Origin of the sequence: Butyrivibrio hungatei (assembly GCF_001858005.1) — a bacterium.
GTDB classification, from domain to species: domain Bacteria; phylum Bacillota; class Clostridia; order Lachnospirales; family Lachnospiraceae; genus Butyrivibrio; species Butyrivibrio hungatei.
The window spans coordinates 842129-868127 of the sequence record NZ_CP017831.1; the positions used below are offsets into that span (position 1 = coordinate 842129).

At 41.4% G+C, this 25999-nt stretch carries 23 protein-coding genes; all 23 read left to right on the forward strand.

The window, feature by feature from the left end; genetic code table 11:
- Positions 1-9: 9 nt before the first annotated feature.
- The 23 genes from bhn_RS04160 (at position 10) to radA (ending at position 25982) form a co-directional block, all read left to right on the forward strand.
- Positions 10-672 (forward strand): YczE/YyaS/YitT family protein, encoded by a 663-nt coding sequence (locus bhn_RS04160; protein WP_071175502.1) that lies wholly within the window; start codon positions 10-12, stop codon positions 670-672.
- A gap of 1002 nt (positions 673-1674) precedes the next feature.
- On the forward strand, positions 1675-2445 hold the full coding sequence (gene larB, locus bhn_RS04165; RefSeq protein ID WP_071175503.1) for a nickel pincer cofactor biosynthesis protein LarB: 771 nt from the start codon (positions 1675-1677) through the stop codon (positions 2443-2445).
- A gap of 83 nt (positions 2446-2528) precedes the next feature.
- Entirely contained in the window at positions 2529-3245 is a 717-nt protein-coding gene (locus bhn_RS04170; RefSeq protein ID WP_083386059.1) for an ABC transporter permease, read from the forward strand.
- Positions 3242-3820 carry an ABC transporter ATP-binding protein gene (locus tag bhn_RS04175; protein WP_071175505.1) on the forward strand — a complete coding sequence of 193 codons (579 nt, stop codon included), beginning with the start codon at positions 3242-3244 and terminating at the stop codon, positions 3818-3820. The genes bhn_RS04170 and bhn_RS04175 overlap by 4 nt, the downstream gene beginning before the upstream one ends.
- 18 nt (positions 3821-3838) lie before the next feature.
- On the forward strand, positions 3839-5308 hold the full coding sequence (locus bhn_RS04180) for a 4Fe-4S dicluster domain-containing protein (RefSeq protein ID WP_071175506.1): 1470 nt from the start codon (positions 3839-3841) through the stop codon (positions 5306-5308).
- Positions 5309-8332: a response regulator gene (locus bhn_RS04185; protein WP_071175507.1), complete on the forward strand. Its 3024-nt coding sequence runs from the start codon at positions 5309-5311 to the stop codon at positions 8330-8332.
- A gap of 29 nt (positions 8333-8361) precedes the next feature.
- A complete protein-coding gene (locus tag bhn_RS04190; RefSeq protein ID WP_071175508.1) occupies positions 8362-9132 on the forward strand; it encodes a response regulator in 771 nt (256 codons plus the stop codon).
- 16 nt (positions 9133-9148) lie between these two features.
- Positions 9149-10075 carry an orotidine-5'-phosphate decarboxylase gene (gene pyrF / locus bhn_RS04195; RefSeq protein WP_071175509.1) on the forward strand — a complete coding sequence of 309 codons (927 nt, stop codon included), beginning with the start codon at positions 9149-9151 and terminating at the stop codon, positions 10073-10075.
- 15 nt (positions 10076-10090) lie between these two features.
- Positions 10091-10771, forward strand: coding sequence for an orotate phosphoribosyltransferase (gene pyrE, locus bhn_RS04200; RefSeq protein WP_071175510.1), 681 nt, complete (start codon positions 10091-10093; stop codon positions 10769-10771).
- Positions 10772-10797: 26 nt separating this feature from the next.
- The gene (locus bhn_RS15795; protein WP_176764343.1) at positions 10798-10950 is read left to right on the forward strand and encodes a hypothetical protein; all 153 of its coding nucleotides are present in this window, start codon (positions 10798-10800) and stop codon (positions 10948-10950) included.
- Between the two features lie 23 nt (positions 10951-10973).
- On the forward strand, positions 10974-11315 hold the full coding sequence (locus bhn_RS04205; RefSeq protein ID WP_236845962.1) for a DUF6142 family protein: 342 nt from the start codon (positions 10974-10976) through the stop codon (positions 11313-11315).
- Positions 11312-13408, forward strand: coding sequence for an aminopeptidase (locus tag bhn_RS04210; protein WP_071175512.1), 2097 nt, complete (start codon positions 11312-11314; stop codon positions 13406-13408). Before bhn_RS04205 ends, bhn_RS04210 begins: the two co-directional genes overlap by 4 nt.
- A 75-nt stretch (positions 13409-13483) precedes the next feature.
- A complete protein-coding gene (gene purE / locus bhn_RS04215) occupies positions 13484-13984 on the forward strand; it encodes a 5-(carboxyamino)imidazole ribonucleotide mutase (RefSeq protein WP_071175513.1) in 501 nt (166 codons plus the stop codon).
- A gap of 67 nt (positions 13985-14051) precedes the next feature.
- Positions 14052-15077, forward strand: coding sequence for a phosphoribosylformylglycinamidine cyclo-ligase (gene purM, locus bhn_RS04220; RefSeq protein WP_071177429.1), 1026 nt, complete (start codon positions 14052-14054; stop codon positions 15075-15077).
- Positions 15074-15721 carry a phosphoribosylglycinamide formyltransferase gene (gene purN / locus bhn_RS04225; RefSeq protein ID WP_071175514.1) on the forward strand — a complete coding sequence of 216 codons (648 nt, stop codon included), beginning with the start codon at positions 15074-15076 and terminating at the stop codon, positions 15719-15721. The genes purM and purN overlap by 4 nt, the downstream gene beginning before the upstream one ends.
- A 20-nt stretch (positions 15722-15741) precedes the next feature.
- Positions 15742-17025: a phosphoribosylamine--glycine ligase gene (gene purD / locus bhn_RS04230; RefSeq protein WP_071175515.1), complete on the forward strand. Its 1284-nt coding sequence runs from the start codon at positions 15742-15744 to the stop codon at positions 17023-17025.
- Positions 17022-18533 (forward strand): SH3 domain-containing protein, encoded by a 1512-nt coding sequence (locus bhn_RS04235; protein ID WP_071175516.1) that lies wholly within the window; start codon positions 17022-17024, stop codon positions 18531-18533. Before purD ends, bhn_RS04235 begins: the two co-directional genes overlap by 4 nt.
- A gap of 110 nt (positions 18534-18643) precedes the next feature.
- Positions 18644-19963, forward strand: a complete 1320-nt coding sequence (locus tag bhn_RS04240; RefSeq protein WP_071175517.1) for a leucine-rich repeat domain-containing protein — start codon at positions 18644-18646, stop codon at positions 19961-19963.
- A gap of 311 nt (positions 19964-20274) precedes the next feature.
- Positions 20275-20694, forward strand: a complete 420-nt coding sequence (locus bhn_RS04245) for a hypothetical protein (RefSeq protein WP_148661913.1) — start codon at positions 20275-20277, stop codon at positions 20692-20694.
- Between the two features lie 297 nt (positions 20695-20991).
- Positions 20992-21369: a GntR family transcriptional regulator gene (locus bhn_RS04250; protein ID WP_071175519.1), complete on the forward strand. Its 378-nt coding sequence runs from the start codon at positions 20992-20994 to the stop codon at positions 21367-21369.
- A gap of 17 nt (positions 21370-21386) precedes the next feature.
- Complete coding sequence (locus tag bhn_RS04255) at positions 21387-23999, forward strand: ATP-dependent Clp protease ATP-binding subunit (RefSeq protein WP_071175520.1); 2613 nt, start codon at positions 21387-21389, stop codon at positions 23997-23999.
- Positions 24000-24088: 89 nt separating this feature from the next.
- The gene (locus tag bhn_RS04260) at positions 24089-24499 is read left to right on the forward strand and encodes an endosialidase (protein ID WP_071175521.1); all 411 of its coding nucleotides are present in this window, start codon (positions 24089-24091) and stop codon (positions 24497-24499) included.
- Positions 24500-24605: 106 nt separating this feature from the next.
- Complete coding sequence (gene radA / locus bhn_RS04265; RefSeq protein WP_071175522.1) at positions 24606-25982, forward strand: DNA repair protein RadA; 1377 nt, start codon at positions 24606-24608, stop codon at positions 25980-25982.
- Positions 25983-25999: the final 17 nt, after the last annotated feature.

The following is a 25999-nucleotide window of genomic DNA, read 5'->3' on the forward strand; positions in this document are numbered from 1 at the left end:
AGAGGTTATATGAACAAAGTTAAAAAATTTTTGCGTGAGTATTTTGAGACTCCTGACTTTATGAAACGTCTTGTTGTTATGCTTATAGGCGTTTTTCTTATGGGATTCTTTCTTTCATTCCTTATTAAGGTTGACCTTGGAACAGATCCTTGTACTTTCATGAATCTTACTATTTCAAGAAAACTTGGAATCTTGTTTGGAACATGGCAGCTTGCATTAAATGCAGTATTATTTGTTATTGTTATTCTTTTTGGCAAGAAATGTATCGGATTCGGAACCATTGCAAACATGGTATTTATTGGATATATCGCCGACTTTTTTGGATGGCTTTGGGATAAGACTATACCAGAGCGTTATTTTACAGAATTTCCTTCAAGAGCAGTGATCTTTGCCCTGGCATTGCTTTTGTTTATCATTTCTGTTTCCTTTTATATCAATGCAGACATGGGAGTATCTCCTTACGATGCCATGCCACAGATCATTTCTGATCGTGTACTTACTAAAGTGCCTTATTACATTATCAGAATTGGTTATGATTTCCTTGTAATTGTTATTGGAATCATGTTTGGCGGAACACCAAATATCGGAATCATACTTATGGCATTGTTCCTGGGACCTATCATTTCAGTTGTAGGAAAATTCCTTGGAAAGCATGTGTTCCATTTGAATTAAAGATAGCTGTTGAGCTGATTGAAGCCCCTTGTGCTAGCGCGCAGGGGGCTTTTTTGTTGCACAAGACCGGCAAGCGAATGGATGCTTGCATACAAATTCATTTGCCGGTCGTAAGAACATGGAGCACTAAGTGCGGAATGTTCGTGTGCGAAATCGAGTAGGAGTCAGCCTACTCGATTTAGGGGTGAGGGCAGAAGTGTGTTTGTTTCGCGGTGGTCCTTGTTCTGCGTCAACTACTTTATCAGCCCTCCGGTGCTAGTCAACCCTGCGCTAGGCGCACCGCTTCGCGGCTTTGGGGCTGACAAGCCCCTCCCGGCTGATATGCAGTAGTTAAGCAGAACAAGGAGGCACTCTGCCGAGGGGCAGAGAGGGGATTTTAGGGCATGGGTTACCTGCAAGCAAGTATTATGAGAGGTTGCAGGTAAAGAAAGAGAGCCGGGGAGTGGTGGAGTAGCGGTAGTTGTTACCTGCAAACAAGTATTATGAGAGATTGCAGGTAAAGAAAGAGGACCGGGGCGTGGTGGAGTGGCGGTAGTTGTTACCTGCAAACAAGTATTATGAGAGATTGCAGGTAAAGAAAGAGGACCGGGGAGTGGTGGAGTAGCGGTAGTTGTTACCTGCAAACAAGTTTTTTGGAGAAGTGCAGGTAATAAAGGAGTGCAGGGAGGAAAAAGAAACTCGGGGGGAGGGACTGACGGCATGCTTATAGGGTTAAAAGTAGAAAAAGGCATGCCCAAAATTGACGTTTGAAGAAAAGAAAGCATGTGTATTTGTGAAATATGAGGATAAGGCATGCTGATAAGAAGAAAAAAACAAGATAATGGCATGTCTAAATGTGGAAATACGGAAAATGACATGCCGTGAGAGAAAACAAGAGGGAAAACAAGAGGGAAAACACCGCGGAAGCATACCGCAAAATAACAATAATGTGGATGTTTTTGTGTTCTCTATTATGATAAAATATTATTAGTGGAAACTTTGCGGTAAAAAGGAATTAGGTTAATGGTAGAGAAAGATATTGAGCAGCTTTTATGCGAAGTAAAGAACGGAGAAACTAGCATAGAAGAGGCTGTTCTCAAGTTAAAAGAAGCGCCATTTGAAGATATGGGATTTGCCAGACCGGATTTTCACAGGAGTCTTCGTCAGGGACAGGGTGAAGTGATCTATGGTCAGGGTAAGACTAATGAGCAAATAGTTGAGATTGCAAAAAAGCTCTTAGCTCATGGTCAGGAAAGAGTACTTATCACTCGCATGAGTAAGGAAGCTTCTGAATATTTCAAAGAGAATATGACAAGTGAAATAGAAGACTTCTCATATGACGAGCTTAGTAAGGTGGCCGTTGCAGGTAAGCAGGTAAATACAGCTGAAGGCATTGGCAGGATAGTTGTAGCAACGGGTGGAACAAGCGATATTCCTGTTGCAGAAGAGGCTGCAAAGACAGCTGAGTTTTTAGGAAATAAAGTAGTCAGGCTCTATGATGTTGGTGTAGCTGGCATTCATAGACTAATCAACAAAAAAGCTATGGATGAGATCATGAGCGCCAACGTGATCATAGCTATTGCAGGAATGGAAGGAGCTCTTGCAAGTGTGATCGGCGGACTTGCGGATTGCCCGGTTATTGCTGTCCCGACAAGTGTAGGTTATGGCGCAGCTTTTGGAGGACTTGCAGCTCTTTTATCAATGCTTAATTCCTGCGCAAGCGGAGTAAGCGTGGTGAACATCGATAATGGTTTTGGCGCCGGATATCTTGCAAGCATGATAAATCATAAGTAAGCATTGGAGCCAATAAGGCTAGAAATATAAAACATAACAAAAGAAACGAGTACATCAGGGTGAAAAAACTAATCAAAAAGGCTTTGCCAGTATTATTTTGGATCGTTATCTGGCAGCTGGTGGCAATTATCATACATAATAAGATCCTTATGGCAGGTCCGATTGAGACATTGCAAAAGTTAATTGAACTATCAGGAAGCGAAAACTTCTGGGCGTCTGTAGGCAGCAGCCTTGGACACATATTATTGGGATTTGTGATAGGAACAGTTCTTGGAATTGTATTTTCATTCCTTGCTTACAAGGAGGAGCTTGTAAGAGATTTTGCAAGACCAATCGTGGGGCTTTTAAAGACAGTGCCTGTAGCAAGCTTTGTTATACTTCTTCTCATTTGGCTTGGAAGCAGCAATATTTCTATCTTTATAAGTGCTATGGTGGTCTTTCCGATCATTTATGTCAGTACGCTTGAGGGATTTGATGCAACAGACCACAAGTTGCTTGAAATGGCACACACCTTCAGAATGCCTGAGGGGAATGTTATCAGATATATCTACTTGCCACAGCTCATACCGTTTTTTAAGAGTTCTTTTAAACTGGCAATTGGAATGGCGTTCAAGAGCGGAATTGCCGCTGAAGTCATCGGGCAGCCCCTTGAAACAATAGGAAATGGGCTTTACAACGCCAAGATATACCTTGAGACAGGTGAGCTCTTTGCCTGGACCATTGCGATAGTAGTTATCTCTTTTATCTGTGAAAAGATATTGCTACTGTTATTACATGTTATGGGAGGGCGCAAGGCATGACTATTGAGGTAAAAGACGTTACAAAGACCTTTGATGGCAGAAAGGTCCTGGATAACTTTAGTCTCGATATTGAATCAGAGCACAGCTACATTATCACGGGTCCTTCGGGTTGCGGTAAGACAACACTTATCAGGATAATCCTTGGACTTGATAAGCCGGATGAAGGAAGCGTGAAGCTCCTTGGTGATTACAAGTATCCTTATATCGTGTCAGGAACTGTATTTCAGGAAGACAGGCTTTGCGATGATTTTACGGCAGTTGAAAATGTGACAATGGTAAGTCACAAGATATTTAAGGAAACAGCAAGAGAAGAGCTTGAAAAACTTCTGCCGGCAGAGGTTTTGGACAAGCCAGTAAGAGAGCTTTCTGGGGGGCAAAGAAGGAAAGTAGCCATTGTAAGAGCTTGCTGTATTCCAAATGACATATTGATAATGGATGAGCCGCTTACAGGACTTGATGAAAAGAGTAAAGAAGAGGCCATCAGATATATAAGAGATAAACAGGGCTCTGGCCCTTTGGTTATTACGTCACATAGCGGCGAAGGCTTTGATTTTGGCAGAGTAGTTAATTTGTAAGAGAGCAGGGGGGTTCTTATGGTAACAAATGACGTAAGTATGAACAGGTTCAAGCATAATATCATGGAGCAGGTGTGCAGACTGGAGTGGGAAGGCAAAAACGATCCGGAGCACATCGAGGAACTTATCTTAAAGATAATTCCCGGACCTAAGCCTTCATACAGGTGCTGTATTTACAAAGAAAGAGAGATTGTACGGCAGAGGATCAGACTGGCTATGGCCAAAAGCCCGTCTTACAATCCGGATTCCACTAATATAGTGCAGGTTATAGATCCAGCTTGTGATGAATGCCCTATTGCAGCTTATTCAGTTACTGATAACTGCAGGTTCTGTATGGGTAAGGCTTGTCTTAACTCCTGTAAGTTTGGAGCCATCACTCCAGGTGATACCCATATGCACATTGATCCGGCTAAGTGTAAGGAATGTGGAATGTGTGCCAATGCTTGTCCTTACAGTGCTATTGTTCATTTGGAGAGACCTTGTAAGAAGGCATGCCCTGTTGGAGCTATTACTTACGACGAATATGGTTACTGTAAGATAGATGAAGAAAAATGTATTCAGTGTGGTCACTGCATTCACAGTTGTCCATTTGCGGCCATTGGAAGTAAGACATTCCTGGTTGATATCATAAAAGAGATAAAGGCAGGCAAGGAAGTAATTGCAATGTGTGCACCAGCTACGGAAGGTCAGTTTGGTGAAGATATCTCCATGGCTTCAATAAAGGTAGGACTTCAAAAGCTTGGCTTTGCTGATATGGTCGAGGTTGGACTTGGCGGAGATATGACGGCGGCCTATGAAGCTGAAGAGTGGAGCGAAGCATACAACAGCGGCCGCAAGATGACGACATCCTGCTGCCCAGCATTTATCAATATGCTAAAAAAGCATTTCCCAGAGCAGTACAGAGACAACATGTCCACAACAGTTTCACCAATGTGCGCTATTTCTAGATATCTAAAGGCTACAAGGCCAGGATGCGTAACAGTATTTATAGGACCTTGTATCGCTAAAAAGTCAGAGGCTCAGGATAAGTCAGTTCCTGGAAATGCAGATTATGTTGTGACCTACGGCGAACTTAGAGCACTGATGAGATCAAAAGATATCTCTTTTGAACCGATCACTGATGAATATCAGGAATCATCTATATGGGGTAAGCGCTTTGCCACAAGCGGCGGCGTTGCAAATGCTGTAATAGAGTGCATGCAGGAGAGAGGGGAAGATACTTCCGGAATAAAACTTCTTCGCGCAGCGGGAGGAGCTGAGTGTAAGAAGGCACTCACATTATTAAAGGTTGGCAAATTGCCTGAAGACTTTATAGAAGGTATGGTTTGCCCGGGAGGATGTGTAGGAGGACCATCAAAGCATAAAGATATTTCAGAAATAAATAAGGCAAGAGAAACGCTTCTTGCTAAGGCAGATGAAAGAAAAGTGTTAGATAACCTGAAAAATTACCCAATGGACAAGTTTTCAATGCACAGGGATGGACATTAAATGAGAAGAATGAAGAAAGTACCATTATCGGTTTATGTTCAGATATGCATGATAGGTGTCTCGTCTATTCTTACTATCTTTTATAGTAAGCACATTTTTCATGTAGAAGACATGAACCAGGCTTTTGCTGGTATATTCTATGCTTTCAAATACATACCGATCATAACGGTGACAGCTCTAGGCGGAGCTGTTCCCGGTATGGTCAGCGTGCTGCTGGTCTTTTTGTACAGATCGATCGTATACAGTAGCTTTTCATATCTTGTGTTCGTTTACCTTATTATGGCCTGTGTTGTGGATTTTTTGGCCAGAAAAAGATTCTTTTCAAATATTTATAAAACTCTATTGGTGTCTGTTATCTTGCAGCTCATCAGTGGAGATTTCTGGGGCATCCTCCTGTTTCTTTTATCGGGAATTGATGTGCCATCAGTTCCATTCCGTTATTATGTAACATACTTTTTTAATGAGGCACCAGGCTGTCTTATTGGCTGCATTATTGTTTATCTGACATTCAAAAAGCTTTCTCCGGAAAAGAAACTCCTTTTGGGAAATGGAAAGTTTTATGTTAGACCGGAGTTATTAAGTGAAGATGAAAGATACGAAGTTGAGCGCAGGTCCAAGATTGGATCAGTAGTGATGAGGATCATCGTTTTTGAGGCAATCATTCTTGGAATCTCAGCTGAACTTGCTTCTAATACACTTATTCCCACTATGAAGGTTGCTAATTCGACCATTAACAATTCTTTGGAAAAAAGATCCTGGGAACATGCTACAAACGCCGAAAAGCTCGAAAGTCTGGTCAGCATCGAGGTTCTGGAAGGCGGTACTGCCGATTCTGATGGCTTTGTTGAGCAGTTGGGAGATAGTGTTAATTATCAAGTCCTTAGCTCGGAATTTAGTGTAAAACTTGCTATGCTCATATCCATAATCGTTATACCTCTGGCGGTATTTGTAAATGGATATGCCCAGAGACGAATAGCAAAGCCTATAAGAACACTGTCTAAGGCAGTTTCTGATATCTATAATTCAAAAGATATAGATATTGATAAAAAAGTGCGTGAAGTACATGAACTTCAAATTGATACCAATGATGAGATCGAGGATTTGTATCATGCAGTAGATCTGACCTTTTACAGACTTATTGAATATATTGAACTTGTTAAAACAAGGCAGAACATTGAAGACCAGCTCAATATGGAAAAGAGCGCAAATGAGGCTAAGTCTAGATTTCTTTCTAACATCTCCCATGAGATCAGAACGCCTATCAACGCAGTTCTTGGCTTCGACGAGATGATCCTTAGAGAGAGCACCAATGAAAAGGTCCTTGAATACGCCAATGATATCCAAAGCTCTGGTAAGACTCTTTTGGCACTTATAAACGATATCCTTGATTTCTCCAAGATCGAAGCGGGCAAGATGGAGATCATACCTGTAGAGTATGATATAAGGTCTCTTATCAACGATATAATCAATATGGCCAGCATCAAAGCCAGCGAAAAGCACCTTGAACTCAAGCTCATTGTTGATGAGAATATTCCTCACATCCTGTTTGGAGATGAAGTCAGGATCAAACAGTGTATCATAAACCTTATAACAAACGCTATCAAGTACACTGAGCGAGGATCAGTTACCCTGGATATGAAGTATGAAAGAGTATTAGCTGAAAATCCTGAAGACTCCTATGAAGAGAAGATAGCTCTTGCTGTGAGCGTCACTGATACAGGCATAGGAATCAGAGAAGAGGATATGAAAAAGCTTGATCAGGCCTTTGAGAGGATTGATGAAAAGAGAAACAGGACAATTGAAGGTACCGGACTTGGAATAAACATTGTGAACAGCCTTCTTAACCTTATGGATTCAAAGCTTTCGGTTAAGAGTGAATATGGAATAGGTTCGGAATTTTCTTTTACCATAATACAGACAGTGGTGGATGCGGAGCCGGTTGGCGATATAGTAAAAGCCTTTGAAAATGCAGCAAAGAGCACCCATGAGTACCACGAGACCTTCCATGCACCGGATGCAAGAATACTGGTAGTAGACGATACTAGAACAAACCTTACAGTTGTTGAGGGACTCTTAAAACAGACACAGATAGTGGTGGATACAGCTACCAGCGGTATGGAGGCTCTTGAACTTGTCAAAAAGAATAAATACGACGTCATATTCCTTGATCACAGAATGCCTGAGATGGACGGAATCCAGACATTCCACACCATGGAAGAGATGCCGGAGAATTTAAACAAAAAGGTTCCAGTCATTGCCCTTACTGCAAATGCAGTATCTGGATCCAGAGAAATGTACTATAAAGAAGGCTTTACAAATTATTTGTCCAAGCCGGTAGAACCGATTAAGCTTGAAGAGATGATAATGAGCTATCTGCCTTCCTATAAGGTTACAAAACCTGGAGACAAGGATTACGTAGAAGATACAGCACCAAAGCAGGAAACAGAAAAAGAGGCAATGCAGGACATCCTTAAGATAAATGGCATTGATATTGAAACTGCTATTTCACGATGCGGTTCTCCTGAGGTGGCAAAAGAGGTAATGAAGGACTTCAGACTTGCCATAGACGAAAGATCCGGTCTTATTGAAAAATATTTTAATGAAAAGAACTACAAAAACTATACAATATATGTGCATGGCCTTAAGAGCTCTGCAAGAGCCATAGGAGCTTTGGATCTTGCCGATAAAGCAGAGTATCTGGAGGAATGCGGAAATAAAGAAGATGTAGAAATGATCGAGAAACTGACACCTTCGCTTCTCGAACAATACAGAAGTTATATCAATAAGCTTGACTCTTTGTTTGAAGAGGATAATAGCGATAAACCACTGATCGATCCTAAGGAGCTTGAGGGAGCATTCCTTTCTATGAAGGAATTTGTTGCTGCTTCTTATTTTGATAGTGCAGATGACATTATGAATATGCTTGATGAGTACCAGATACCTAAGGAATATGCCGACAAATACCACGATGTAAAACGTCTTTTGGCAGCAGTTGACAGGGATGGACTTTTAAGGATATTGTAATAATAAGTTCGGATTGTGAGGGATACCTAATGGAAAAAAGCGTACTTCTTATTGGTAAAGAAAAAAGCTTTATGGTAGGTGCTATAGTAAAGGGGCTAGAAAAGGAGAACTTTTCTGTAGTATGTGCTAGTCCACTGCCACAGTATGTTCAACAGATTGAAAATAAACCCAGGATCTATCTGCTTTATTTGGGCGATCTGACAAAAGATTATGTAGATCTTTTTAAATATCTTAATGAAGCTATAGACTCAGAACGTTTTATGCTATATCTTATAGGTAATAATGAAGAGCTCGAATTAGCTCAGACCTATATTGCCAAAGAAAAGGTTCAGGAGACGTACCTTCGTCCTCTAGATGTGCAGCTTCTTGCAGCACAGCTTGATTCTGTCATGGAATTTAGCGAAGTCGATGAAAATCTCAAAAAAAAGATTTTGATTGTTGATGATGATGGTGCTATGCTCAGAATGATGAGAACATGGTTGTCAGTTAAATACCATGTTTATATGGCTAGTTCCGGTAAGATCGCATTATCCTTTTTAGCACAAAATCCTGTTGATCTGGTGCTTCTTGATTACGAGATGCCAGTAATGAACGGACCTGAAGTGCTCAAGGAGATCCGCGAGAGCGAAAAACTTAAACACCTGCCGGTTATCTTTCTTACAGCCAAGGATGATAAGGAAAGTGTTATGAAGGTTGTCAGACTCAAGCCTGAAAAATACCTTCTTAAGTCCATGCCAAAGGAAAAGCTGACTACGGCAATAGATGATTTCTTCAGGAGCAGATCGAGCCAAGTAACATAAGGAAGGATACGTTTTAATGATCTCTAAGTTAGTAGACAAGATAGTTAATACAGGCGCACCTATTGTGGTGGGCTTAGACCCAAAGCTGGATTTCATTCCAGAAGCAGTTAAGACCAAGTGTTTCCAGGAAAAAGGAGAGAATTTAGAGGGAGCTGCAGAGGCGTTTTGGCAGTTCAACAAAGAGATTATCGATAATATTTATGACCTGGTGCCAGCAGTTAAGCCACAGATTGCAATGTACGAAGAACTTGGCATCCCAGGACTTATTACCTTCAAAAAGACTGTTGATTACTGTAAAGAGAAAGGGCTTTTAGTAATTGGTGATATCAAAAGAGGAGATATTGGCTCCACTTCAGAGGCGTATGCTGTTGGTCATCTTGGTAGTACCAAGATTGGTGACAAGGTTTACAGAGGATTTGACGAAGATTTTGCTACAGTTAATCCTTACCTTGGTTCTGACGGTGTAAAGCCTTTTATTTCTGTCTGCAACAAGGAAGACAGAGGTATTTTTGTACTGGTTAAGACATCAAATCCATCAAGTGGTGAATTTCAGGATAGAATAATAGATGGTCGCCCACTTTACGAGCACGTTGGTGAACAGGTTGAAAAGTGGGGACTTGAGTCTATGGACGGCGCATACAGTAATGTAGGAGCCGTTGTTGGGGCAACATATCCTGAGATGGGTAAAGTCCTTCGTGACATCATGCCACATGCGTACATCCTGGTACCTGGCTATGGCGCTCAGGGTGGAAAGGGCAAAGACCTGGTACACTTCTTCAATAAAGATGGACTTGGCGCTATCGTTAATTCTTCAAGAGGCATCATCGCAGCCTGGAAGAGTGAGAATTATAAAGAGTTTAATGACGGCAGAGTCGGTGAAGCAGCCAGATGTGCTGTTCTTGATATGAAAAAAGATATTGCAGATGCGCTTGCATCTAAGTAATGGGAGGGAGATAAAATGGAAAGATACAAGGAAGAATTTATTGAATTTATGGTGGACAGCAATGTCCTTAAGTTTGGAGAGTTCACTCTTAAGAGTGGACGTAAGTCACCATTTTTCATGAACGCTGGAGCTTATGTAACAGGCTCTCAGCTCAAGAAACTTGGCAACTACTATGCAAGAGCTATCCACGATACATTTGGCCTTGAGTTTGATGTTCTCTTTGGACCAGCCTACAAGGGAATTCCTCTTGCAGTAGCAACGTCAATGGCTATCAGCGAGCTCTATGGCCGTGAGATCAGATATTGCTCCAACAGAAAAGAGATCAAGGATCATGGCGATAAGGGTATTCTTTTAGGATCAAAGCTTAGAGATGGTGACAGAGTTCTTATCATTGAGGATGTTACAACATCAGGTAAGTCTATCGAAGAGACAGTGCCTATCATTCAGGAACAGGCAGATTGCGATATCGTAGGACTTATGGTATCACTTAACAGACAGGAAAAGGGTCAGGACAGTGATATGAGCGCTCTTGACGAGATCAAAGAAAGATATGGCTTTAGTGCTCATGCTATTGTTACAATGGATGATGTAGTAAGCTATCTTTATAACAGACCAATTGATGGTGAAGTTCTTTTGAACAAGGACATCAAGAAGGCTATTGACGAGTACTATGCTGAGTACGGTGCCAAGAACTGATATCAGGATAAGTAGGAGGTTTACGAATGGACGAGCATACATACAAAGTATTAGGTAGCACAGGCGCAGTTAATATCGCATTTGGTGTTATTTCAATAGTAGCAGGTATTGCTGCTGGAGTTCTTCTTATTATCAGCGGAGCAAAGCTCCTTGGAAGCAGGAAAAAGATTATTATATAATGAGCAAATTTAGATCTATTAAGTTGAAAATTAAAAAACTTGAGCCAGTACGTGACAGATATATGTTCACTGATAACAGGCACCCTGAAAAGGGTATCATGTCTACTGTATTGGGGATACTGTCTGTATTTGCACTGGCTCTGTCTGTTTTCTTTTCTTATCAGAATGGAGGACAGGCTAATATGAGATACGCCGCAGCGGCTTTTGTTGCGGCGATATTTTCGTGTATAGGATTAGTTTTAGGAATAATGGCAAGAACAGAGAAGGATATCTTCAAACTTTTCCCAAATCTTGGGATCATCCTTAACCTGATTGCCTTTCTTTTTGTGATCTTTATTATTTTATTAGGAATAGGTGTTTTATGAATAATGAATTGATGTTTGAATTTGAAACAGGCGGAGAGATACTCGATGAGAGATACGCTCTTGCCATAGAAAGAATAGCTGAGATAGCAAAAGAAGATCTTTCAAATGAAGTCTTTAGAGATTACTTTAACTTCGTGGCAAGATTTCTTTTAATGATAGATGATACCCTTGTGTGGGCAGCAAATGGAGGCAAGGAGAAAGACTCTCTATCAGACCTTCAAAAGAGAAATAAAGAGCTTTACAGTGATATTCTTCCAGAAAATTATCATAAGAGCTACGGTAATCCTAGCTTTGCAAAAGAAAAACTCGGTCAGGAATTTGGCCAGATTCTATCAACTCTCTATTTTGAAGAGAGATCCCTTATACCATGTGCATTTGAACAAGATAAGTTCAACATGGTGATCCGAATGGAACTTTTCCTTGAGATATACGGAGCATTTAGCGGCGCTCTTTCAGAAGATAAACTTCCAACCTATGAAGAAATCAAACAGATAATGTATTGGTTCTACAGTGACTATGCCGAAGATGAGCGTGTTATCCGCTTCGGACAGCTAGTTGATCCGGATAAGAGCTACTACAGAGACATTATCATGAACAGTGATCTTTCAGACCTTAGATATCTCTACAGATTTGGAGAGTATATAACAGATAATGAGCTAAAGGCAGCAGAGCATCTTAATTCTCTTTCTGAAGAAGAGATCGATAAGCTGGCAACAACCTTCACAGAGGGCTATCGCATTGGCTTTGAGATGACCGGCAAGGATATTTCCAAGAAAAAGACAGCTTCTATTCTTTATCAGCTTGGCTTTGAGAGGATTGTTCAAAAGGCAGTTAAGAACTTTGAAAGCATTGGACTTAAGTCCACGATATATGGCGCAATGATGTCCGCTTTTTACATGGGTGGAAGTGCAAGAAGAGGTGGATGCTACGGTGCTGTACCAAACAAGCAGTTTGACTATGATCACAAGGATGATGACGGACTTTTCCTCGATCCACAGCTTGTGAACAGACGACTTGAGGCAGTAAGGGCAGCAGGTGAAAAGTTTAAAGAAAAAGCTTATGTATATGGAGGACCTGCAGTCATCGAGGTTTTTGGCGAGAAGCCTTTTTCTCCAGAACCTAATAAGGATGCGGTTCATCTGGACAAGAATCAGCAAAAGCTCCTTAGTGAGTACAAGATCCAGTCAAGTATTATCGTAAATGATTACATCATCGGAAAAGAGAGAAGCTTTACTATAATAGCATTCCCTGTTCCTGAGATAGGTGATAATTTCAAGGAGATCTTTGACAGAGTAGTTGAGATCAATACCCTTGATTACAAGCTTTATCAGACTATTCAGCAGAAACTTATTGATGCACTTGATGAAGCTGAATATGTAGAAGTGACCGGTATGGGCGACAATCATACCAATATGAAGGTTGTGCTTCATGAACTCAAAGATCCAGCTCATGAAACAAACTTTGAAAATTGCGTGGCAGACGTTAACATCCCTGTTGGTGAAGTGTTCACATCACCTGTTTTAAAAGGAACAGAAGGTGTTCTCCATGTTACAGGTGTTTATCTTGAAGGACTGTTTTTCAAGAACCTTGAGATCACATTCAAAGATGGCTGCATCACAGATTACAAGTGTTCAAACTTTGATTCAGAAGAGGAGAATCGCAAGTACATAAACGATAACATCCTCTTTAACCACAAGACACTTCCTATTGGTGAATTTGCCATAGGAACTAATACAACTGCATATCAGGTTGCAAGGGATTATGGAATTGCTGATAAGCTTCCAATCCTTATTGCGGAAAAGACCGGACCACATTTTGCAGTGGGCGATACATGTTATTCATATGAAGAGGATAACGTGACTTACAATCCAGATGGTAAGAGCATTATTGCCAGAGAAAACGAGATCTCTGCAAAGCGTAAAGAAGATCCTGACAAGGCATATTTTAGCTGCCATACAGATATAACTATTCCTTATGATGAACTTGGACAGATCAAGGCTGTAAGGAAGGATGGTTCCAGCATCGTGATCATTGAAAACGGCAGGTTTGTACTGCCTGGAACCGAGGAGCTAAATAAGCCCATGAAGGGATAAAAAAGTGGCACAATATGTTGTGCTGTGCTATTATACAATGGACTAGAAGTTGTAATTGCAAAATGGAGGAATGAAATGGCTAAAGTTGGAATTGTAATGGGTAGTGACTCAGACATGCCCGTAATGTCGAAGGCAGCAGATATTCTGGAAGAACTTGGAATATCTTACGAGATGCGCATCATCTCAGCCCACAGAGAACCGGATGAGTTCTTTGAATATGCAAATACTGCAGAAGAAAAGGGCTTTAAGGTTATCATAGCAGGAGCAGGAATGGCAGCACATTTACCAGGCATGTGCGCAGCGATCTTTCCAATGCCTGTTATCGGAATACCCATGCATACAACTTCACTGGGAGGCCGTGATTCTTTATATAGTATTGTTCAGATGCCTACAGGTATCCCTGTAGCTACAGTAGCGATCAATGGTGGTGCCAACGCAGGAATACTGGCAGCCAAGATCCTTGCAACAAGTGACCCGGAGCTTCTTAAAAAGCTCAAAGACTATAAAGCATCTCTCAAAGACAGCGTTGTCAAAAAAGATGAGAAGCTTCAGGAAGTTGGATACAAGAACTACTAATTCGTAAACATTACAGGGTATTACTCTGGATAGTGAAAATATAAGAAATGAGGAGTTTATTATGGCACTGGATTACAAGAAGGCTGGCGTTGACATCGAGGCTGGTTACAAGTCTGTAGAACTTATGAAGGCTTATGTTAAGGAGACAATGAGACCTGAGGTTTTAGGTGGTCTTGGAGGATTCTCCGGAGCTTTTTCTCTTAGTAAGATCAAAGAAATGGAAGATCCTGTTCTTTTGTCTGGAACAGATGGTGTAGGAACCAAGATCAAACTTGCATTCCTTATGGACAAGCATGACACAATTGGTATAGATGCAGTTGCTATGTGTGTTAATGACGTTGCATGTGCTGGTGGCGATATGCTCTTTTTCCTGGATTACATCGCATGTGGCAAGAACATTCCTGAGAAGATCGCAGCAATCGTCAAGGGTGTAGCTGAAGGCTGCAAACAGTCGGGTGCAGCTCTCATCGGTGGTGAGACAGCAGAGCATCCTGATCTTATGCCAGAAGATGAGTACGATGTAGCTGGTTTTGCAGTTGGCGTCGTTGATCGCAAGAACATGATCGATGGAAGCACGATCAAGGCTGGTGATACACTTATTGGTGTTGCATCAAGCGGTGTTCACAGCAATGGTTTTTCACTTGTAAGAAAAGTATTTGATATGACAGCTGAAAATCTCAACACTTATGTTGATGAACTTGGTGCTACTCTTGGCGAGACTTTATTAACTCCTACCAGAATATATTGCAATATGATGAAATCCCTTAGAGACGCAGGCGTAACAGTTAAGGGCTGCAGCCACATTACAGGAGGAGGCTTCTATGAGAATATTCCTAGAATGCTTCCTGAGGGAATCACAGCAGTAGTCAAGAAAGACAGCTATGACATCCCACCTATCTTTAAGCTCATGCAAAAGAAAGGCCAGATTGAGGAACAGATGATGTACAACACATTCAACATGGGACTTGGTATGGTTCTTGCTGTTGACCCTTCACAGGTTGATGCAGCTCTTAAGGCAATCGAGGCAGCTGGAGACAAAGCCTTTATTGTAGGTGAGACAAAGTCTGGTGAAAAGAAAGTTGAGCTTATCTGATGAAGATTGCAGTTATGGTGTCTGGAGGCGGAACAAACCTCCAGGCAATTATTGATGGAATTGCAGGTGGACAGATCACCAATACTGAGATCTGCCTGGTATATAGTAACAATCCTAACGCTTATGCTATAGAGAGAGCCAAGAAGGCAGGCATTCCTTATGCCGTTAAGAGTCCCAAAGAATTTGAAAAAAGAGAAGATTTTAACGAAGCTCTTTTGAAGATCCTTACTGACGCTGCGCCTGATCTCATCGTGCTCGCCGGATGCCTTGTAGTGATTCCGGAAGCAGTTGTTAAGGCTTTCCATAACAGGATAATAAATATTCACCCATCTTTGATACCATCATTTTGCGGAACTGGATTCTATGGACTTAAGGTTCATGAGAAGGTTCTTGAAAGGGGAGCAAGGGTATCAGGAGCTACAGTTCATTTTGTTGATGAAGGAACAGATACAGGTCCTATCATACTTCAGAAGGCTGTCTATGTGAGACAGGATGATACTCCAGAAGTATTACAGCGCCGTATCATGGAGGAAGCCGAGTGGAAGATCATGCCAAAAGCTATTGACCTTATTGCCAATGGTAAGGTAGAGGTCGTTGACCACAAGGTAGTTATAAAAGATTACGAATCACTTGGATTATTCTGATATTAGAGGAGAAAAGTTTGATGAAGGTTTTGATCGTTGGAGGAGGCGGCCGTGAGCACGCCATAGCAGAAGCTGTATCAAGAAGCTCTCAGGTTGATAAGATCTATTGTGCACCAGGAAATGGTGGAATCGCAGAACTTTGTGAGTGTGTTCCTATAACACCTATGGAGTTCGATAAGCTAGTGGCATTTGCCAAGGAAAAAGAGATCGATCTTACAATTATCGGAATGGATGATCCTCTGGTTGGAGGTATCGTTGATGCTTTTGAAAAAGAGGGACTTAGAGTATTTGGACCTCGTAAGAACGCAGCAATTCTTGAAGGAAGTAAGGCTTTTTCAAAGGACCTTATGAAGAAATATGGAATTCCAACAGCTGCCTATGAAACTTTTGATAATGCTGATGACGCACTTTCTTATCTTGAAACAGCCAAGTTCCCTATCGTTTTAAAGGCCGATGGACTTGCGCTTGGTAAGGGCGTTTTGATCTGCCAGGATCTTGATGAGGCCAAGGCAGGAGTAAAAGAGATCATGCAGGACAAGAAATTTGGAGATGCCGGAAATCACATGGTAATCGAAGAATTCATGACTGGCCGAGAGGTTTCAGTATTGTCCTTTGTTGATGGTAAGACTTATAAGCTTATGTCATCTGCTCAGGATCACAAGAGAGCAGGAGACGGAGACACAGGTCTTAACACAGGTGGAATGGGTAATTTCTCACCTAGTCCATTCTATACAGAAGAGGTAGACAAGTTCTGCCGTGAACATATTTATGGAAAGACTGTAGAGGCTATGGCGGCTGAAGGCAGAGAGTTCAAGGGCGTTATCTTTTTCGGACTCATGCTTACACCAGAGGGACCAAAGGTACTTGAGTACAATGCCAGATTTGGTGATCCAGAAGCTCAGGTGGTGCTTCCTAGACTCAAAACTGATATAATTGATGTGATGAATGCCTGCATCGACGGAAAGCTTGCAGAGACAGACTTGGAGTTTGAGGATAAGGCAGCAGTTTGTGTTGTTCTTGCCAGTGAGGGGTATCCTGTTAGCTACGAAAAGGGCAAGCTTATTTCCGGTTTAGATAAATTTAACGGCAAAGATGGATACTATTGTTTCCATGCAGGAACCAAAAAGACCTCTGAGGGAATAGTTACAAACGGTGGTAGAGTATTAGGAATTACTGCCAAGGGAGATACTCTTGAGGAGGCCAGAGCTAAAGCCTACGAAGCAACAGAGTGGGTTAGCTTTGACAATAAGTACATGCGTCATGATATTGGAAAGGCTATCGATGACGCGAAGGAGGTAAAATGAGAAAAACACTGGGAGTTAGAATTGGGGCTATACTTCTTTCCTTGATGGTTAGTATGACAGTTTTTGTAGGAGTAGGCTTTACATCATACGCCTATACAGAGACTACAGGTACAGTCAATACTGACAATGTAAAGGTTAGAGAATCAGCCAGCACAACAGCTACACAGGTTTCTAGTTTAAAGAACGGAGACAAGGTTGACATTGTTGACGAGACAACAGATGCTTCAGGCTATGTGTGGTACAAGATCCGTGTTAATAAGAGTGAATATGGTTATGTTAGAAGTGATCTTTTAACTAAGTCAGGTTCTTCTAGCAGTTCAAGTTCTACAGGAACTAATTCTAGTAGCACAACTACAACAACAACATCATCATCAACAGATTCTAATGCTTCAACAGCAACTCTTCCTGAGACTTCTGTAACAGCAGTTGATCAGAAGAACGCAACAGCAATTGATAACTGTAATGTTCGTTCGGGGGCTGGCAAGGCTTATGATTCAGTTGGTAAGCTCACAAAGGGTGATTCAGTAACAATTACTGGTGAAGCTACAGGAACAGACAGCAAGAAGTGGTATCAGGTCACTATGAGCAATGGCAAGACAGGCTTTGTCAGAAGTGATCTTGTTAATATCTCTGAGGCAGCAGTTGAAGTACAGACAGAAGAAGCTCCTGCAGAGGGAGAAAATGCTGAAGTTGTTGAAGGCGAAGGAGAGGGCGAAGGAGAAACTCCTGAAGCTACAGAGCCTGCAGAAGAGACTCAGCAGGAAACAGTTCAGCAGCAGGGCGATGGCAAGTATGCACTTGCTTATGAGAACGATACCTGGTATCTCTATGACTACGAAAAAGAACAGAGAGTACAGGTTCAGCAGCTTGTACAGGTTGCAGAGCAGGTTCCTTCACTTAACAAGAAGGCAAACAACTACAAGACAGTTATCATTATTCTTGCGATCGTAATAGCTATTTTACTTGCAGGACTTGTGATCCTTGCTCTTAAACTTAGAGATTCACTTTATTATGAAGATGATGACGATGAAGAAGAGTTCGATCGTTATTCAGATAACAGAAGAAGATCAAGGGATTCTGAAGAAGAGGAAGATCGTCCTAGAAGAAGAGTTCGTCCAGAAGAGGATGAGGAAGCGTCAGAGCGCAGACCATCCAGAAGACCTTCAGAGGATAGACCTGAGCGTCCATCAAGAAGACCTTCAGAGGATGACAGACCATCCAGAAGAGCAGTTGCTGATGATGAGAGAACAGTAAGACCTTCAAGACCATCCAGAAGACCTGCTGAGGAAGAAGAGCCAGAGGCTCGTCCATCAAGAAGAAATCCTGAGGATAGACCTTCAAGACCTTCTAGAAGACCAGTAGAAGATGCTTATGCAGATGAGCGTCCATCCAGAAGACCATCAAGAGCAGAAGAGCCAGAAGAAGCTCCACGCCGTCGTGCCAAGAATTTCATCGGTGATGACGATGATTTTGAGTTCGAGTTCCTTGATCTTGATGATGACAAGTAATTTGATAATTAGATAGTTTGATAGTATTTAGAGCCCACCAGAGTATTCTGGTGGGCTTTGTAGCATAATGAAAGAAAAAGAATGTCCTGAGGTATTAGGAGAGTGATATATTGAACAAAGTTAGTTTTTATGGGGATATGATCTATGCTGATGGCTGGTTTGCATATATTGAAAAAAATGGGAAGAATTCACCTCTTACAAGAGAAGATGCAAGAAAAGTAGAGCTTGAATATAGATCATATAATGCCAGCATGGATATAGATCGCGGAGGAATGCCTCCACAAATTGCTTATGAAGCCCGTGGTCTTATCTGGAATGATGCCAAAAATGCTCTGGAGGTCAGAGGTTCATATTGGGTTGATGGATTGGCTCCAGCGGCGCAGGATGCGGTGATCAGAGATGAACTGGTAATTCCTGAAAGTGTTGGTGGATACAAGATGAATCATATCTATAGGGATTCATTTCAGAGCCTGTCTATAGAAAAACTCGTTATTCCAGAGTCAGTTACATCAGTAGCATCTGGTGCATTTAGTGAGTGCTATTATCTAAAGGATGTCCAGTTTGGAAGTCATCTTGATATAGCTAGTAACGCTTTCTATAATTGTCCATTTATATCCTTTGAAAGCGGAATCTGCTATATCGGTAATACTCTGTTTAAGGCTACAGATAGCGTTAATAAGAACCTTGTTATTCCAAGTAATGTGACTTCCATAAGTGATCGTGCTTTTGAGAATAATAAGACTATTGAATCAGTTAGGATTCCTGAAGACTGCAAGCATATAGGATTCAAAGCTTTTTGTGGTTGCTTACTGCTAAAAGAGGTTACTTTTGCAGGAACAGTTGATGAAATTGGCGAAAGTGCATTTGAAAATTGTCCTCAGCTTGAAAAGGTGGAGCTACATGAGGGATTAAAGGTGGTTCCAAGATGTCTTTTCAAGGATTGTAAAAAGCTGGCGGAGGCTACTATACCAGCATCTGTAATAAAGGTAGGCCTAAGGGCATTCCTTGGAACAGAGATAGAAAAGAGATTTGTTGATTCTGAAGATGATTGTTTGTATGTCTCTGACTGGCTTATAGATATTAAAGATAATTGCAGGCCTGAACTTGTAGTAAGAGAGGGGACAGTGGGAATTGCAGAGAGTTCCTGCTATCACAGTAATAGGCAAAGAAACTTTAGAAAGGTTATCTTGCCACAGTCAGTTAAGTACCTAAATGCCTGGGCTCTGACACATTCAAAGCTTGAAGAACTTTCCCTTGGCGCTGTAGAGGATATAGATCTTGATGCCATACGTGGTAACAAGTGCAGTGAGGTACACATTCCTGAAACCTGCAAGAGACTAACCTATTGGAATTTTATGGATTGTCCAAATATTAAGGACATCTATTTCCACGGAGAATACCTTTATCGAATGGCCTGCCATCACAGATAGAAGGGATAAGGCTTCTATCAGAGTGCATGGATATTTGGGTTCTACGGCGGAAGCTTATTGTAAGGAATATGGAGAAAAGTACAATCTTATATTTAAAGTGATCGAGTGAGGAATATAGAGAAAACTGGTAGTTGTTCAAGTAATCAGCTGTTGTCCTTGCTCTGCGGCAACTACTTTATCAGTCGAAAAGTCTTGTAAACCCTGCGCAAATGCGCACCGCTAAGCGGCTACAGGGTTGACAAGACTTTTCTTTCTGATAAAGGGTAGTTAAGCAGAGCAAGGATGATTGAGCGTCTACGCCGCCACGGAGGATGGGGCGAAGAAAACAGAGGAAGTTAGCCGAAGGCCCGGAAATATTGAGGATCAGGCTAAAGAAAAAGTGGGTGGGAAAGAGAAGGAAGTGGAGAAGATTAGCCGAAGGCCTGGAAGTATTGAGGATCAGGCTAAAGAAAAAGTGGGTGGGAAAGAGAAGGAAGTGGAGAAGATTAGCCGAAGGCCTGGAAGTATTGAGGATCAGGCTAAAGAAAAAGTGGGTGGGAAAGAGAAGGAAGTGGAGAAGATTAGCCGAAGGCCAGGAAGTATTGAAGATTAGGCTAAAGAAAAAGTGGGTGAGAAAGAGAAAGAAGTGGAGAAGATTAGCTGAAGTCTTGCAAATATATGTGATTAGACTAAAGGTGGAGTGTAAAGGATGTGTGACTGCTGGTGCTAGCATGCCTTTGGACGAAAAGTGAAGAAAAGGCATGCTAATATTTGTGAATCTGTAGTTTTGCGGCATGTTTCTTTTCAAATTTACTTGAAAAAGGCATGCTGATAAAGTAGAAAATGCAAATAAATGGCATGTATATTTGAAAATATAGAGGCTTTGACATGCTTTTTGAGGTGACAGGAAGTGAAATATGACAATAGGGAGTAGCATAAAAAGACGAGCGCAAGAGACAGCATACAATCAGAATATGAACAATCACACTTATTTGACTAAACTGTATTATTTGTTATACTAAATATATCACAGAAAATAGGAGGCGTTTATGATCATAGAGATTGATTTTAATAGTGACGAAGCAATCTATATGCAGCTGTGCAATCAGATCATCTTGGGCATTGCTACGTCTCAATTTCGTGAAGGTGAGCAACTTCCAAGTGTCAGACAGCTTGCTGAGACCATAGGGATCAATATGCATACTGTTAACAAGGCATATTCTATTTTGCAGCAGGATGGCTTTGTTAAGATTGATAGAAGGCGCGGAGCCATTATAGCTATCGATATCAATAAACTTAAAGCCTTATCTGAAGCTCAGTCTGAACTGGCAGTTGTACTGGCAAGAGCTATCTGTAAAGGCCTTGACAGACAAGATATTCACGGACTTGTAGATAAGCTATACGACAATTACGAAAGAAATTCGTAAGAAAGGAAGGATAATACATGGATTCTAAGTTTACTGTAATGGCGGCGGATGCTCTTAAACTTGCCAGGAAGACAGCTAGAAGTCTCAAACTTAATTATATTGGTACAGAGCATATCTTGATGGGACTTATTCTGGAAGATGGCAGCGTGGCATCCAGAATCCTTATTGATAATGGAATTGATGAGAACCGCATGATGGACATGATCAGAGATCTCATCGTTCCAGAGAGTAATGTTAAGACTCTTGATAAAGACGGATTTTCACCAAGAGCTGAGAAGGTATTAGAAGAAGCTCATAGAATGGCAGAGAGATTTCATGCTGACAAGACAGGAACAGAGCACATTTTGCTTGCTCTTATCAAAGAGGGTGAGAATGTTGCTGTGAGACTTATCAGTACACTCAATGTTCCTGCTCAGAAGATATATGCAGAGACTCTTGCAGCAATGGGTGAGGACCCTAATATCGTAAAAGAGGATCTTGGCAAAAAAATGGCACCAAAGGCTGGCAAGAAGGCTTCTATTCTCGCGCAGTACAGTCGTGACATGACAGCTCTTGCTCTTGAAAATAAGCTCGATCCTGTAGTTGGAAGAGAAAGAGAGATCAAGAGAGTTATCCAGATCCTTAGTAGAAGGACCAAGAATAACCCATGTCTTATTGGTGAGCCTGGTGTTGGTAAGACAGCAGTTGTAGAGGGACTTGCACAGCGTATTGCTGCTGGTGAAGTACCACTTACAGTTCAGAATAAGAGACTTGTAACTTTGGATCTTTCAGGCATGATCGCTGGATCCAAATACAGAGGTGAATTTGAAGAGAGGATCAAAAAAGTCATCAAGGAAGTATCAGAAGATGGCAATATCATCCTCTTTGTAGATGAGATGCATACACTTATCGGTGCAGGCGGCGCAGAAGGTGCTATTGATGCTTCCAATATCCTGAAGCCATCACTTGCACGAGGAGAGATTCAGATGATCGGTGCAACTACCATCTCTGAATACCGCAAATATGTAGAAAAAGACGCTGCTCTTGAGAGACGTTTCCAGCCTGTTAACGTTGATGAACCTACCAAAGATGAAGCTATGGATATCCTCAAAGGTATTGTCAGCAAGTATGAGGAACATCACAAGGTTACTATTACTCCAGAGGCAATTAAGGCAGCTGTAGACCTTTCCGAAAGATATATCAATGATAGAAATCTTCCTGACAAGGCAATCGACCTTATTGATGAAGCTGCATCAGCAGTAAGACTCCGCACTATGGGAGTTTCACCAAAGGTAAAAGAAGTTGAGGACGCAATTAAGGAACTTGATTCCAAGATTGAGGAAGCCCTTAGAAATTCAGATTTTGATGCTGCGGGCAAGTTCAACAAAGAGCAGACAAGCCTTATTACTAAGCTCAACAGAGTTAAGAGTGCTGAGAAGAGAAAAGAACTCTCTTCAGGATATATCGTTAATGAGAATGATATTGCAGAGGTTGTGGCTGAGTGGACCAGGATCCCTGTTAAGAAGATCGCAGAAAAAGAATCTGAGAAGCTCCTTAAGCTTGAATCAGTGCTTCATAAGAGAGTTATCGGACAGGAAGATGCTGTCAAGGCAGTGTCTAAGGCTATCAGACGAGGAAGAGTTGGACTTCAGGATCCTAACAGACCTATCGGTTCATTCCTGTTCCTTGGTCCTACGGGTGTAGGTAAGACAGAGCTTTCAAAGGCTCTCGCAGAAGCAATGTTTGGCGATGAGAATGCTCTTATAAGAGTTGATATGTCTGAGTACATGGAAGGCCATTCCGTTTCAAAGATGATCGGATCACCTCCAGGATATGTTGGATTTGATGATGGTGGCCAGCTCAGCGAGAAGGTTAGAAGACATCCTTACTCAGTAATTCTTTTTGATGAGATTGAGAAGGCGCATCCAGATATCTTTAATGTGCTGTTGCAGGTCCTTGACGATGGACACATCACTGATTCTAAGGGCAGAAAGGTCAGCTTCAAGAATACGATCCTTATCATGACTTCAAACGTTGGAGCTCAGAAGATCGTAGATCCTAAGAAACTCGGTTTTGGCGCTGGCAGTGATGCCAAGAAGGATTATGAAGATATGAAGTCTGGCGTTATGGAAGAGGTAAAGAAACTCTTTAAGCCGGAGTTCATCAACAGAATTGATGAGATAATGGTATTCCATACTCTTACAGAAAAAGAGATGATGGATATTGTGACTCTTTTATCTCAGAATCTTAGTAAGAGATGCAAGGCACAGATGGATATTAACCTTACAATATCTCCAGCTGTTAAGAAGTACCTTGTGACCAAGCATTCTGATGCCAAGATGGGTGCAAGACCGCTTAAGAGAGCTATTCAGCAGACTATTGAGGATGCAATGGCTGAAGAACTCTTAAAGGGCAATATCAAGCCCGGTTCAGATGTAACTGTAGGGCTCAAGGACAACAAGATTGTCTTTACAACCGCAGACGGCAAGAAGACTTCCGTTAAAAAAGTTACTGTAAAGACCACAAAACCAGCTAAAGTTGCCAAGACTAAAAGCAGTGTCACTACCAAAAAGCCTTCTGCTAAAACAAAGGCAAAAAAGACTGTGAATACGGGAAAAAAGCCAGCAAAAAAGACACCAAAGAATAAATAAAAAGTCACAAAATTTTAATTTTACATTAAGGTGTCATGACTTATAATGTTATTAACTAAAAAACTCTTTTAATATTTAGGAGGAAAGATATGGCTGTCGTAGAGCAGTTATTACGTGCTGAAAAGGATGGAAGCATCAGCTTTGGTAACTACCAGCTTCCAGAAAAAAAGAAACTCGAAAACTTTGAACATAATGGAGATGTACTCAAGGTTAAGACTTTTAAGGACATCACAAAGCTTGAGAGTAACGAGAATTTCGTTTACGAGTCAGTTCCAGGAACTGCAGTAACAAACTTCAAAGAAACAGAAAACGGCGTAAGCTTCGGTGTAGAAGGTGAAAACGACGCGCAGATCACACTTGGTCTATTAGAGAATACTGAATATAGTGTTTTTATAAATGGAACAAGCATCGGAAAGATGAGTACAAACGTTGGTGGCAAGCTCAATCTTAGCGTTGAACTTTCAGGGAAAGGCCTTTGCGAAGTTAGAGTCGAGAAATAATTAAATATCAGATCAATGATCAAAGGCATGCTTTATTTAACAGAAAGCGCTCGCTCTGTGAATATGGCATGCCTTTTATGTTAGAGTAACGTTGGGGGAAGGGAAAATGGCGACAAAGATCAAGACAGTTTTCTATTGCCAGAGCTGCGGATATGAATCTTCAAAGTGGATGGGACAGTGTCCAGGCTGTAAAGAATGGAACACCTTTGTGGAAGAGACAGTAAAACCAGTGTCAAAATCTTCAAGAGCTGGCATCAGCAATACTTCTGCAAATGGAGAATATACAAAGCCTCAGTCACTTTCTGAGATCGTCATGAATGACGAAGAAAGAGCTGATACACATATTGGGGAGCTTAACAGGGTTTTGGGTGGAGGACTTGTAAGAGGTTCACTTATCCTTGTTGGCGGAGATCCTGGAATAGGTAAGTCTACAATTCTTTTGCAGGTGGCAGGCAATCTGTCAGCTGATCAAAAAGAAGTTCTTTATATTTCTGGTGAGGAATCCCTTCGTCAGATCAAGCTTAGAGCTAACAGAATAGGCAATTTTTCAGATTCTCTTAAGTTCATGTGCGAGACAAATCTTGCAAACATCGAAGAGGCTATTCAGAGAACCAAGCCTGAAGTCATAGTTATTGACTCGATTCAGACTATGTACAATGAGGCAGTATCATCTGCGCCTGGAAGTGTGTCACAGGTAAGAGAATCAACTTCTGTGCTACTTAGAATTGCTAAGAGCATGAATATTACTGTGTTTATCGTAGGTCACGTTACCAAAGAAGGACAAGTTGCAGGTCCTAGAGTCTTGGAACACATGGTAGATACAGTTCTTTATTTTGAAGGTGATAGACATGCGTCCTACAGAATCTTAAGAGCAGTCAAGAATCGTTTCGGATCAACAAATGAGATCGGTGTCTTTGAGATGCAGGAAAAAGGTCTTGTGGAAGTTACTAATCCGTCTGAGTTTATGTTAGATGGAAGACCGGAAAATGCCAGCGGTTCTATCGTTACCTGTTCTGTAGAAGGTACAAGACCGATCCTTATTGAGATTCAGGCTCTTGTATGCAGGACTAATTTTGGTTTCCCAAGAAGACAGGCAAATGGAACAGACTATAACAGAGTCAATCTCCTTATGGCAGTTCTTGAAAAGAGACTTGGACTTCAGATGGCAGATTATGATGCCTATGTAAATCTTGCTGGTGGTATGAAAGTTGCAGAGCCATCACTTGATCTAGGAATCTGTCTTGCTATCATCTCAAGTTTCAAGAACAAACCAATAAGCGATGATGTGATCGCATTTGGCGAAGTAGGTCTTTCTGGTGAAGTAAGATCTGTGAATATGGCAGAAGCTAGAGTAATGGAAGCCAAGAAACTGGGCTTTAAGACATGCATTGTTCCTAAGGCACTGGCAGGCAAGCTAAAAAGTATAAAAGGAATTGAAATTATCGGTGTTTCCTCAGTTGCAGATGCAATGCAATTGGTCTGAGAAAAAATGAGCCCTAA